Genomic DNA, 13190 nt, shown 5'->3' on the forward strand with positions numbered 1-13190 from the left:
GTTCGCCGGCGGGTACCCGCCGGGCCGACCGGGGTGGCGTGGTGCCCGCCGGCGGCGAGGGGAGGGGTGGCATGCGGTTCCCCCTGTTCGTCGAGGCGGTGGCGCGGCGGGCCGAGTTGCGCACGGACGAGGCGGCGACCGTCTCCCGTGCGGTGTTGCAGACCCTCGCCGACCGGATCACCGCGGACGAGGCGACGGACCTGGCCGCGCAGCTGCCGGACGACGTGGGCGGCTATCTGGGACCCGGCGGCACCGCCTCCACCGGCGGCGCCGTCGACTTCCTGTACCGCGTGGCCGAACGCGCGGCGGTGGACCCGGCGGTCGCCGAGGTGGGGGCCGTGGCGGTGCTCGCCACGCTGCGCGACACGGTGACGGTGGGGGAGTTCCAGGACCTCGTGGCGCAGCTCCCGAAGGGCTTCGACGCCATGGTGGACCCCATCCCACGACCGCCGTACGATGTCTGAGCACGCTCCCCGCGACCCGGGTTGAGCCGCGGCATCGAGGCCGCCGCCGCGAAGATTCGACGGCCAGGAAGTATTTTCACCGTAAAATACTTTGTGGGCGGTCACGTACGCTGAAAATCGTCTACGCGCTAGAGGGATGATCGGACGAATTCCTCCATCCGACGTTCCAGGGTGCCTTCCTCCCTTCGGGTCAAGCCTGATCGGCCCTCTTCCGGCCGAGGCTGTGGGCCATATTCTGCTCTCAATGTGAAGTCCTGGGGGGGATCAATGGTCACATTCGTCGATCGCTGCTGCATGCCTGTCGTCTGTGGAGCGCGACCCGCTTCCTGACATGGCAGAGACGATGATCATCAATCGTTTCGGCGCGATCTCGGCGGTACACGGCGGACGTACGGCTCTTCTCGGTGAGACCCACGAGGTCACCTACACCGAGCTGGCCGGGGCGGCCGGCGGTCACGCTGCCGTGTTCGCCGCCGCGGGCCTGCGCGCCGGAGACCGGATCGCGCTGCTCACCGCACACGGCGCACCGACCGTGGCGGCGCTGCTCGGCGCCCTCGCCGCCGGGTGCGCGTACGTGCCGCTGGATCCGGGCTTCCCGGTCGCGCGGCTGCGCCACATGGTCGACGCCGCCGGCGTCACCGCCGTGGCCTGCGCCGCCGAGCACCGTGACCTCGCGTCCACGCTGGCCGGTGACCGCCCGGTGGTGTCGCTGGACGAGGTGCCGCCGGCTCCGCTGCGCCCGGTCGCCGCCGACCCGGACGCGCCGGCGTACGTGCTGTTCACCTCCGGCTCCACCGGCGTGCCCAAGGCGGTCGGGCAGACCCACCGCAACCTGGCCCACGTCGTCGACAACCAGATCGCCGCGCTCGGCGTCGGCCCCGACGACCGGCTCAGCCTGCTCGCGTCGTTCAGCTTCGACGCCGCCATCCCCGACCTGTACCCGGCGCTGCTCACCGGCGCCGCCGTCGTACCGGTCGACCTGCGCCGCCAAGGGCTCGCGCACGCCGTCGAGCAGCTCGACCGGCACCGCGCCACGGTGCTGCACTGCACGCCCACCGTCTACCGCTTCCTGCTCGACACGCTCGGCGCGCGCCGGCTGGCCACGGTGCGCGCGGTGCTGCTCGGCGGCGAGCAGGTCACCTGGGCCGACGCGGCCCGCGGCCGGGACCGGTTCGCTCCCGGCTGCCTGCTCGTCAACGGCTACGGCGCCACCGAGATGACGTTCGCCGCCCGGCACGTGCAGCGGCTGTCCGAGGTGGAACCGGACGCCCGGGGGCCGCTGCCGGTGGGCACCGCGTTCCCCGGCTACCGGCTGGACCTCGCCCCGGACACCGGCGAGATCGTGGTCCACAGCCGCCACCTCGCACCCGGCTACCTCAACCAGGACAGCGACCGGTTCGGCGTCGGCGCCGACGGGGTGCCGTCGTACCGCACCGGTGACCTGGGCCGGCTGCTGCCCGGTGGGGAACTGGTCTGCCTCGGCCGGCTCGACCGGCAGGTCAAGGTGCGCGGGCACCGGGTCGAGCTGACCGAGATCGAGGCCGTGCTGTCCGCCCAGCCCGGCGTGGCAGGCGTCCGCGCCGTCGTCCGCGACGGCGAACTGCTCGCGTACGCCCGGCCGGCCGGCGCCCGCCCGGACCCGGTGGCGCTGCGTGCGGCGCTGGCCGCCGCGCTGCCCGACTACGCGGTGCCCCGCGCGGTGGTGGTGGTCGACGAGTTCCCGCTCACCGTCACCGGCAAGGTCGACGAGCGGGCGCTGCCCGACCCGGTGACCGAGGTGCCCGCGCAGGAGGCCCCGGCCACCGAGACCGAGCGCGCCGTGCACGACATCTGGTGCGCGGTGCTCGGCCGCCACGCGGTCGCCCGCACCGCCAGCTTCTTCGACGTGGGCGGGCAGTCGCTGCTGCTGGGCCAGGTGCAGCAGCGCCTCGCCGAGCGGTTCGGCGTACGGCTGCCGATGCTGCGCCTGTTCGACCACCCGACCGTCGCCGCCCAGGCCGCGTTGCTGGACGCCCCGCCCGAGGCGGTGCGCGCTCCGGTGCTGCCCGCCCCGGCCGCGCCGGTCCGCGCCGCCCGCGAGTACACCGGCGACGAGATCGCCGTGGTCGGCGTCGCCGGGCGGTTCCCCGGCGCTCCCGACGTGGCCACCTTCTGGTGGAACCTGTGCACCGGCGTCGACTCGGTGCACGACCACACCGACGAGGAGCTGGCCGGGCTCGGCGTCGGCCCCGGCCTGCGCGCCGACCCCCGGCACGTGCGCGCCACCGGCCGGCTCGACGGGGTGGCCGACTTCGACGCCGAGTTCTTCGGCTTCGGCGCCGACGAGGCGGCCCGGACCGATCCGCAGCACCGGTTGTTCCTGGAGACCGCCTGGGAGGCGCTGGAGGACGCCGGGCACGACCCGGCACGCTTCCCCGGCCTGGTCGGCGTCTACGCCGCCACCTCGGCCAACCGCTACTTCCTGTTCCACCTGATGGACAACCCGGCGGTGGTCGGCGACGTCGACCCGGACGACTGGGAGGCCCGACTCGTCGGCCGCCAGTTCACCGACCACCTGCCCGGTCAGGTGGCCTACCGGCTCGGCCTGACCGGCCCGGCGATGGCCGTGCAGAGCGCCTGCTCCAGCTCGCTCGTCGCGGTCTGCGTGGCCGCGCAGAGCCTCGCCGACTACCAGTGCGACCTGGCCCTGGCCGGCGGCTCCACGGTGATGTGGCCCCGGCACCGCTCGGGCGGGCTCGCCTCGCCCGACGGGCGGTGCCGCGCCTTCGACGAGGCCGCCAACGGCTCCGGCTTCGGTTCCGGCGCCGGCGTGGTGGCGTTGCGCCGGCTCGCCGACGCGCAGGCCGACGGCGACCGCATCTACGCGATCCTGCCCGGCTGGGCGGTCACCAACGACGGCCCGGACCGGGCCGGCTTCGCCGTGCCCGGCCCGGCCGGTCAGGCCGCCGCCGTCGCGAACGCGCTGGCCACCGCCGAGGTCGCGCCGGGCGAGGTCCGCCTCGTCGAGGGCCACGGCAGCGGTACGCCGCTCGGCGACGCCATCGAGGTCGCAGCGCTGCACGAGGTGTACGCGGGCGCCGCGCCCGCCGACTCCACGGCGCTCGGCTCGGTGAAGACGAACATCGGTCACCTCGACGCGGCCGCCGGCATCGCCGGGCTGATCAAGACGGTGCTGGCCGTCCGGCACGGGGTGATCCCGCCGAACCTGCACTTCACCCGCCCGCACCCGGAGATCGACCTGGCCGCCGGACCGTTCTACGTGCCCACCAAGGCGCGGGACTGGCCGGACGACGCGCGCCGGGTCGCCGGGGTGAGCGCGTTCGGCCTGGGTGGCACCAACGCGCACGTCGTGGTGGAACAGCCACCGCCCGCCGAACCGGCCGACGCGCCCGGCGAGGGGCCGTGGCTGCTGCCGGTGTCGGCGCGTACCCCGGCGGCGCTGCGGGCCGCGCTGGAACGCCTGCGGACCCACCTGGCCGGGGCCGCCCCGGCGCTGCCCGACGTGGCCGCCACGCTGGCGCTCGGCCGGCGGGCGTTCGCCCACCGGGCGGCGGTGGTCGCCGCCGACCTGCCGTCCGCGCTGTCCGCGCTGGACCTGCTGCTGGACACCGGCGCCCGCATCGCCGGTGACGGCGGGCCGCTGCGCGAGACGGCCGCCGAGTGGGTCGCCGGGCACGACGTCGACTGGCACGCGCTGCACCCCGAGGGCACGGTGCGTCGCACCGAACTGCCCACCTACCCGTTCCAGCGCCGCCGGTACTGGATCGACCCCATGCAGAAAGGTCCACGGTGAACTGGTTCGTCTCCGCCGGAAGCCGACCCGAGGCGCCGGTGCGTTTGTTCTGCCTGCCCTACGCCGGAGCGGGCGCCAGCGCGTTCCGGCGCTGGGCGGGCGAGTTCGGCGCCGGTGTCGACGTGGTGCCTGTGCAACTGCCCGGCCGGGAGAACCGGATCGCCGAGGACGCCCGCTTCCACGTCGCCGACGTGGCCGACGCCATCGCCTCCCGCGCCGACCGCCCGTACGCGATCTACGGCCACTCGATGGGCGGCCGGCTCGGCTTCGACGTGGTCCGCGAGCTGCGCCGCACCGGCCGCCCGCTGCCACTGCGGCTCTACGTCGGCGGCGCCCGCGCCCCGCACGTCGACGGGCCCGGTCCGTTCGACGGGCTGTCCCGGGCGAGCGACGAGGAGCTGCTGCGCCGCCTCGGCGACGGCGGCGGCCTCCCCGCCGAACTGCTCGACCACCCCGAGCTGGTGGAGCTGCTGCTGCCGCTGCTGCGCGCCGACTTCGACCGGGTCGACAGCTACCGCCACGTGCCGGGCGAGCCGCTGCCGGTGCCGGTCGTCGTGTTCGCCGGCCGCACCGACCGGGCGGTCAGCCGGGAGCAGAGCGCGGCCTGGGCCGAGCACACCGCCGCCGGGTTCACCCTGCACGAACTGGACGGCGGGCACTTCTTCCTGCACGACCGGCTGCCCGAGCTGGCCGCGCTGATCCGGGCCGACCTGACCGCCGCGTTCACGAACACCCGCGCCGGCACGCCGGACGCGGGTTCGGACCCGGTGCGCGCCGCCGGTCGCGGGACCGCCGGCGCCGCGCACCGGGTCCCCCTGGCCAACACCGGCTGGTCGGTGTGGCGCGACGCGGTGCTGCGTACCACCGGGTTCCCGGCCGACGGGCTGGAGCTGCTCACCGCGCCCCGGGCCGCCGCGGCGGCCGACGAGCTGCTCGCCACCGGCGCCGGTGAGGACCAGTTCGACAAGGAGCTCGAGGAGGCGCTGCGCGCCGGGGCGCAGCGCCTCCTCGAGCTGGCCGCCGACCCGCTGCTGCGCGAGGCGGTCACCTGGCAGAACCGGGGCGCGCTCGTCGCGTTCGACGGGCTGGTGCGCGGCGGCGCCGACGCGGCCCGCAACGTGCGCCGCCGCGACCGGGAACGGGCGGTGCTGAAGTACTGGCAGCGCTACTGCGGCAAGAACGAGACGGTCGGCTTCTTCGGCCCGAGTTGCTGGGTCACTGTCGATCCCGCGCAGCCGGAGGTTGCCCGGGTCAACCCTGGCGACGGGCTGACCCGCCGACGCTGGGTGTGGTTCGAGTCGTGGGCGCTGGCCGCGTACGCCGAACGGATCGGCGCGGACCTGGCGGTGCGCCGGTGGTGGCCGCCGATGCTCCGGGCCCACCTGGCCGTCCGGGACCGGGACGTGCTGCGGCCCGGCCGCCCGCCGCTGACGCTGACCCCGGTCGAGGCGGCGCTGCTGCGCGCCGCCGACGGCCGGCGCCCCGCCGCCGACCTGGTCGCCGACCCGGCGATCGGGCTGCGCCGCCCCGAGGACGGCTACGCGCTGCTCGACCGGCTGGTCGAGCGGGAACTGATCACCTGGGACGCCGGCCTGCCGGTGAGCCCGGACGCCGAGCGGGTGCTCGCCGAGCGGATCGACACGATCGGCGACGAGCCGGCCCGCGCCGCCGCCCGTGCCGGGTTCGACCGGCTGCGCGCCGCCCGCGACGTGGTGGCCGCCGCGGCAGGTGAGGCGGACCGGCTGCGCGCCGCCCTGGACGCCCTGGACGCCACGTTCACCGAGCTGACCGGCGTTCCGGCGGTACGCCGGGCCGGACAGATGTACGCCGGGCGGACGGTCTGCTACGAGGACAGCGCCCGGGACCTGGACGTGGTGTTCGGCGCGTCGCTGCTGGCCGAGCTGGCCGCCCCGCTGGACGTGCTGCTGCGCGCCGCCCGCTGGCTGGTCAACGCGCTCGCCCGCGCCTACCTGGACGTGCTGCGCGGCCTGTACGAGGAGCTGCGCGCCGAGTCCGGCGCCCCGGTGCCGCTGGCCGACCTGTGGTTCCTGGCCCAGGGCATGTTCTGGGGCGACGGGGAACGGCCGGTCGACGCCGTCGCGGCGGACTTCGCGGCCCGCTGGGCCGGGCTGTTCGGCCTGGACGCGCTGCCCGCCGGCACCACCGACGTACGGCGGCGCGCGGCCGACCTCGCCGACCGCGTCGACGCGGTGTTCCCCGGCGACGGCCCGGAGTGGTCCAACGCCGCCATGCACAGCCCCGACCTGCAGATCTGCGCCACCGACGCGGACGCGCTGCGGCGCGGCGACTACACGGTGGTGCTCGGTGAGCTGCACGCCGCCTGGTCGTCCTTCGACTGCGCCGTGTTCACCCCGGCGCACCCGGACGTGGAACGGCTGCGCGACGCGCTCGCCGCGGACCTCGGTCAGCGGCGGGTCCGGCTGCTGTTCCCGGCCGACTGGCCCCGGCGGACCAGCCGGACCGCCGAGTCGCTGGCCGGCCCGACCGACCGGCACCTGGCGTTCCTCGACGCCCCGGGCGCCGACCCGGCCAGCGTGCTGCCCACCGTCGACCTGGTCGTCGACGAGGTGGACGGCGAGCTGGTCGCCACCGCCCGGGACGGGCAGCGCTGGCCGCTCGTCGAGGTCTTCGCCCAGCCGCTCAGCGCGCACGCCGTCGACGGCTTCAAGCTGGTCGCCGCCGCGCCGTACACGCCCCGGATCACGGTGGACCGGCTGGTGCTGGCCCGGCAGACGTGGCGCACCACTGTCGGCGAGAGCGGCCTGGCCACCGCCACCGGCGAGCGGGACCGGTTCCTCGCCGTCCGGGACTGGCGCCGCCGCCTCGGCCTGCCCGAGCAGGTGTACGTCAAGCTCGGCACCGAGACCAAGCCGTGCTTCGTGGACCTGTCCGCGCCCGGGTTCGCGGTCATGCTCTGCGCGATGGTGCGCGCCGCCCGGGTCGACGGCGGCGACGACGTGTCGTTCACTGTCAGCGAGATGCTGCCCGCACCGGATCAGGCGTGGGTACCCGACGGGCAGGGCCGCCGCTACTTCAGCGAGCTGCGCCTGCACATCACCGACGCCCGGCGGGAGGACCGCCGGTGAGCCACCTGCTGCCCCTGGGCGACACCGGCTGGTCGGTGTGGCGGGACGTTGTCCTGCGTACCGCCGGTTTCCCGGCCGCCGGGCTGGACCGGTTCGCCGCGCCGGACTGCGCCGCCGCCGCGGACGCGCTGCTCGCCGGCGACACCGACACCGAGGTGTTCGACAAGGCGCTGGCCGAGGCGTTCGCCGACTCCTCGGCGGTGGCCGGCGAGCTGGCCGCCGACCCGCTGCTGCGCGAGGCGGTGACCTGGCAGAACCCGGACATGCTCATCGCGCTGGACGGGCTGCTGCGGACCGACCCGCAGGTCCGCAACGTCCGCCGGCGCAAGCGCGAGCTGAGCCTGCTGCGCTACTGGCAGCGCTACTGCGGCAAGGCCGAGACCATCGGCTTCTTCGGCCCGGTCTGCTGGGGCACGTTCGACACCACCCGGCCCGGCGTGCACGCCGGGCCCGGTGACGCGCTGGTACACCGGCGGCGGGTCTACTTCGAGGCCTGGGCGCTCATCGCGTACGCCGACCGGCTCGCCGACGACCTCGCGGTGCGCCGCTGGTGGGCGCCGGCCCTGCAACCGCACCTGACCGTCACCGGCCGGGAACTGCGCTGGCCGCTGCACCCGCCGATCGCGCTCACCCCGGTCGAGGCGCTGGTGCTCGGCGCCTGTGACGGGCGCACGCCCGCGGTGGAGCTGGCGGAGCGGCTGTGCGACGCCGGCGAGGTGCACAGCGCCGACGACGTCTATCTGCTGCTGGACCGCTGGGTCGAGCGCGGCCAGGTCAACTGGGGCGCCAACCTGCCGATCGCGCCGGACGCCGAACGGGTGCTCGCCGCGCGGATCGCCGCGATCGGAGACGAGCCGGTCCGCGCCGCGACGGCGGCCGAGTTCGGCCGGCTCTGCGCCGCCCGCGACGAGGTGGCCGCCGCGGCCGGCGACCCGGACCGGCTCGGCGCCGCGCTCGCCGCGCTCAACGCCGGGTTCACCGCCGTCACCGGCCGCCCGGCCACCCGGCACAGCGGACAGATGTACGCCGGCCGCACCATCTGCTACGAGGAGACCGCCCGCGACCTGGAGTTCCGGATCGGGTCGGCGGTCATCGACGCGCTCGCCGAGCCGATGGCGGTGGTGCTGCGTACCGCCCGGTGGTTCACCACCGAGGTGGCCGCGCGCTGCGGCGACCTCTTCACCGAGCTGCACGAGGAACTGGCCGCCGACGGCGAACCGGTGCGGCTGGCCGACCTGTGGCTGCTGGCCCAGGGCACGCTCGTCGCCCCGGACGGCCCGATCGGCCGGGCCGGCGCCACGCTCACCGCACGCTGGGCCGAGCTGTTCGGCCTGGCCGACCTGCCCGAGGGGCAGGCGGAACTGCGGCTGCGCGCCGCCGAACTGACCGAGCGGGCCCGGGAGCTGTTCCCGGCGACGCGGCCCGGCTGGCCGTCGGCCCGGCTGCACAACCCGGACGTGCAGCTCAGCGCCGCATCGCCGGAGGCCGTCGAGCGGGGCGACTTCCTGCTGGTGCTCGGCGAACTGCACCCGGCCTCGGTCGCGTTCGACAGCGCGGTGCTCAGCCCGTTCCACCCGGACCCGGCCGCGCTGCGCGCCGACCTCGACGCCGACCTGGGCCCGGCCCGGCTGCGGGTGCTCTGGCCGGACAGCTTCCCCCGCCGCACCACCCGCACCACGTACGCGCTGACCCGCCCCGCGGACCGCCAGCTCGGCATCGACACCGCGCACGGCGCCGACGTCGACCGCCTGGTCCCGGCCACCACGGTGCTCGTGGAGCGCACCGGCGACACGCTCACCGCCGTCTTCCCCGACGGCGCCCGCTGGCCGCTGATGGAGGTGTTCGCCACGCTGCTCGGCTCGCTGCTGCTGGACGCGTTCAAGCTGCTCGGCGCCGCCGCGTACACGCCCCGCATCACCATCGACCGGCTGGTCGTGGCCCGGCGTACCTGGCGCACCACGGCCGGGGCGTGCGGGCTGGGCGGCCACCCCGACGAGACCGCCCGCTACCTGGCGGTGCGCCGCTGGCGGGCCGAGACGGGCCTGCCCGAGCGGGTCTTCGTCAAGGTCGGCACCGAGATCAAACCCTGCTACGTGGACCTGACCGGCCCGCTGTACGCGCAGTCGCTCTGCGCGATGGTCGACGCCGCGCTGCGTACCGGGCCGGACGTGCCGGTGGTGGTCTCCGAACTTCTGCCCGCACCCACCGACGCCTGGGTGCCCGACGCCCGGGGCCGCGGCTACGTCAGCGAACTGCGCCTCCAGATCACCGATTCGGCCGAGCACCTTGGAGCACTCCGGTGACCGACACCCTGACCGTCAGCGCCGTCCACGGCCCGGATCTGCCGTGGCCGGACGCCACCCTGGCCGACCTGATCACCGCACAGGCGGTCCGCACCCCGGACGCGGTGGCCGTGCGCCAGTGGGACACCCGGCTCACCTACCGGCAGCTCGTCGACCGGGCCGCCGGGGTGGCCGCCGCGCTGCGGGAGCACGGCGTGGGCCGGGGCGACCGGGTCGGCGTGTGCGGCGCCCGTACCCCCGACCTGGTGGTCACCGCGGTCGGCGTGCTGCTCGCCGGCGCCGCGTACGTGCCGCTGGAGCCGGGCGGCCCTCGGGCGCGGCTACGCGGGATCGCCCGCGACGCCGGGGTGCGGGTGGTGGTCGGTGACGCGGCGGCGGCCGAGTTCGGCGACGAGCCCGGCGTGACGGCGCTCGGCCTGCCCGGCCCGGCCCCGCTCGCGCCCTGCCCGGCCCGCCCCGGCGACCCGGCGTACGTGCTGTTCACCTCCGGCTCCACCGGCCGCCCGAAGGGCGTGCTGACCACTCACCGCAACGCGGTCGAGTTCGTCACCGGGGTGAGCGCCCTCACCGGCGCCGACGCCTCGGTGCGCAGCCTCGGCATCGCCTCGCTCGGCTTCGACGCGGCCACCATGGACCTGTTCGTGCCGCTCACGCTCGGCGGCGCGGTGCAGCTGCTGGGCGCCGACGACCGGGCCGACCCGGTCCGGCTGGCCCGGTTCGTCGCCGAGCACGAGGTGACCTGGGGCTTCATCACCCCGACCGTGCTGTCGCTGCTGGACCCGGCCGGGTTCCCGTCGTGGCGGGTGCTGCTCTGCGGCGGCGAGGCGGTCCCGGCCGACCTGGTCGCCCGCTGGGCGCCCGGCCGGCGGTTCCTCAACGGCTACGGCCCGACCGAGACGACAGTGCTTGCGGTCACCTGCGACCTCACCCCGGCCGACACCGATCCGATGCCGATCGGCCGGCCGCTGCCCAACCACCGGGCGTACGTGGTCGACGCCGACCTGCGTCCGGTGCCGCCGGGGGAGACAGGTGAGCTGCTGATCGGCGGGCCCGGCGTGGCCGACGGCTACCTCAACCGGCCCGGCCTGACCGCCGAGCGGTTCGTGCCCGACCCGTACGGCGACGCCCCCGGGCAGCGGCTCTACCGCACCGGCGACCTGGTCCGGCAGGGCCCGGACGGCCGGATCGTCTACCTCGGCCGCGCGGACCGGCAGGTCAAGGTGCGCGGCCAGCGCATCGAGCTGGGCGAGATCGAAGCGGTGCTGGCCGCCTGCCCGGGCGTCGAGCGGGTAGCTGTGGAGGCGGTGCCCGGCCCGGCCGGCGCCGAGCTGGTCGCGTTCCTCACCCCGGCCGGCGCGCCCGGCGACGACGAGCTGCGGGCGTACGCGCAGACCCGGCTGACCACCGCGATGCTGCCCGCCCGGACGGTGCGGCTGGACGCGCTGCCGGTCAGCCCGACCACCGGCAAGCTGGACCGGCCGGCGTTGCGCGAGCTGGCCACGGCCGCCCCGGCCACGGTGGACGACGTGCCCGCCGACGGCGACCCGGTGACGGCGGCGGTCCGGCGCGTCTGGACCCGGCTCCTCGGCGCCGCGCCCGCCCCGGACAGCGACTTCCTCGCCGCCGGCGGCAACTCGATCGCCGCGATGCGGCTGGTCGCGGCGCTGCGAGCGGAACTGGGCCGGCAGATCGACACGCGGGTGCTGTTCGCCGACCGCACGTTCGCCGCGCTCGTGGACCGGGTCCGCGCCGCCGACGCGGCCGACGCCGACGGGCTGACCACCGGCAACCCGCCGACGCTGTCCCCGCCGCAGCGACGGCTGTGGTTCATGGACCAGCTCGCCCCGTCCAGCGCGCCCTACAACATCGCCGTCGCGCACCGGCTGCGTGGACCGCTGGACGTCCCCGCGCTCGGCGCCGCGCTGCGGGCCGTGGCCGAACGGCACGACGTGCTGCGCTGGCGGATCCCGCAGAACGGCGGCGTGCCGTACGCGGTCCGCGAGGAGCCCACCGACGTGGCGGTGCCGGTGATCGACCTGACCGGCGTCGCCGACCCGGACACCGACCTGGCCGGCATGCTCGCGGCCGGCGCCGGGCACGCGTTCGACCTGGCCACCGGCCCTCCCTGGCAGGTGACCGTGTACCGGCTCGCCGCCGAGGAGCACGTGCTCGCGGTGACGGTGCACCACGCGGTCTTCGACGGCTGGTCCGAGGCGCTGCTCTACGACGAGCTGGCCCTCGCGTACGCCCGCGCGCTCGGCCGGTCGGTGCCGGGCCGCCCGCCACTGCCCGCCACGTATGCCGACTACGCGGTGTGGCGGGCCGACCGGGACCGGCGCCGGAGCGAGACCGACCTGGCCTGGTGGACCGCCCACCTGGCCGGCGCGCCCACGGTGCTGGACCTGCCCCGCGACCGTCCCCGTCCGGCCGTGCAGACGTACGCCGGTGCGGAGGCCGCGGTGCGGCTCGACGAGACCACCGACCGGGCGGTACGCGACCTGGCCGCCCGGCGTGGCACCACAGTCGCGGCGGTGCTGCTGGCCGCGTTCGGTGAACTGCTGCGCCGGGTCACCGGCGGCGACGAGCACGTCCTCGGCGCGATCGTCGCCGACCGGCGGCTGGCCGCGTTCGACGAGGTGATCGGATTCTTCATCGACACCGTGCCGGTGCGGGTCCGCTCCGGCGGCGCGAGCTTCGCCGAGCAGGTCGACCGGGCCGCCGCCGAGCTGCACGAGGTCACCGCCCACCCGGGCGCGCCGCTGGAACGCATCGTCGAGGCGCTCCGCGTGGGCCGGGACACCTCCCGCGCCCCGCTGGTGCAGGTGCTGTTCAACGTGCTCAACTTCGTCGCCCCCCGGCTGACGCTGACCGGCCTGGCGGTGGAGCCGCTGCCGGTGCCCAAGCCCGGGTCGCCGTTCGACCTGACCGTCTACGTGGTGGAGCGCGACGGGCGGGCCGGCGTCGAGGTGGTGCACAACCCGGACCTGTTCGAGGGCGAGCGGGTCACCGCGCTCCTGGCCGACCTGGCCGCCCTGGTCGGTGCGCTCGCCGCCGACCCGGACGTGCCGGCCGCCGAGGTGGCGCCCGAACTGCCCCGCCCGGCGGTGCGGGTCGCGGCGCTCGGCGCGATGACTGTCGCCACTGCCGAACCGGCCCGCGCGCCGCTGCCCGTCGGCCCGGACGCGCTCACCGGAACCGAGGAGCTGATCGCCGGGATCTGGCGGGACGTGCTCGGCCGCGACGCGGTGGGCGTGAGCGACAACTTCTTCGACATCGGCGGCCACTCCCTGGCCCTGGCCGCCGTGTACGCCCGCCTCACCGAGGCCACCGGCCGCTCGATCACCATGCTCGACCTGTTCCGCCACCCGACCGTGCGGGCGCTCGCCGCCAGCCTCGACGGGGCCGCCGACCGGCCGGAACTGGCCCGCGCCGCCATGCGCGCCGCCGCCCGGCGGGGCCGCGCCCGCCGTACCCCGCCACCACGCCGACCTCACCAGTGACGCGATCCCTTGTGAATGAAGGA

Annotated in this window: 5 protein-coding genes; all 5 read left to right on the plus strand. The window is 76.2% G+C overall.

Going from position 1 to position 13190, the window contains the following annotated elements:
• Positions 1-71 precede the first annotated feature (71 nt).
• The 5 genes from ACFYO8_RS27260 (at position 72) to ACFYO8_RS27280 (ending at position 13167) form a co-directional block, all read left to right on the plus strand.
• Positions 72-464, plus strand: a complete 393-nt coding sequence (locus ACFYO8_RS27260; protein ID WP_354873617.1) for a DUF2267 domain-containing protein — start codon at positions 72-74, stop codon at positions 462-464.
• Positions 465-795: 331 nt separating this feature from the next.
• The gene (locus ACFYO8_RS27265) at positions 796-4257 is read left to right on the plus strand and encodes an AMP-binding protein (RefSeq protein WP_354873615.1); all 3462 of its coding nucleotides are present in this window, start codon (positions 796-798) and stop codon (positions 4255-4257) included.
• The gene (locus tag ACFYO8_RS27270; protein WP_354873613.1) at positions 4254-7364 is read left to right on the plus strand and encodes a thioesterase domain-containing protein; all 3111 of its coding nucleotides are present in this window, start codon (positions 4254-4256) and stop codon (positions 7362-7364) included. The genes ACFYO8_RS27265 and ACFYO8_RS27270 overlap by 4 nt, the downstream gene beginning before the upstream one ends.
• The gene (locus ACFYO8_RS27275; RefSeq protein ID WP_354873611.1) at positions 7361-9667 is read left to right on the plus strand and encodes a lantibiotic dehydratase; all 2307 of its coding nucleotides are present in this window, start codon (positions 7361-7363) and stop codon (positions 9665-9667) included. The genes ACFYO8_RS27270 and ACFYO8_RS27275 overlap by 4 nt, the downstream gene beginning before the upstream one ends.
• Complete coding sequence (locus ACFYO8_RS27280) at positions 9664-13167, plus strand: amino acid adenylation domain-containing protein (protein WP_387257728.1); 3504 nt, start codon at positions 9664-9666, stop codon at positions 13165-13167. Before ACFYO8_RS27275 ends, ACFYO8_RS27280 begins: the two co-directional genes overlap by 4 nt.
• Positions 13168-13190: the final 23 nt, after the last annotated feature.

This window comes from Micromonospora sp. NPDC005257 (assembly GCF_042872445.1).
Classification (GTDB): Bacteria; Actinomycetota; Actinomycetes; order Mycobacteriales; family Micromonosporaceae; genus Micromonospora.

Bases quoted from the DNA above. Each gene is read 5' to 3' on its own strand.
- ACFYO8_RS27260 (WP_354873617.1), top strand. From the start codon at position 72: ATGCGGTTCCCCCTGTTCGTCGAGGCGGTGGCGCGGCGGGCCGAGTTG.
- ACFYO8_RS27265 (WP_354873615.1), top strand. From the start codon at position 796: ATGGCAGAGACGATGATCATCAATCGTTTCGGCGCGATCTCGGCGGTA.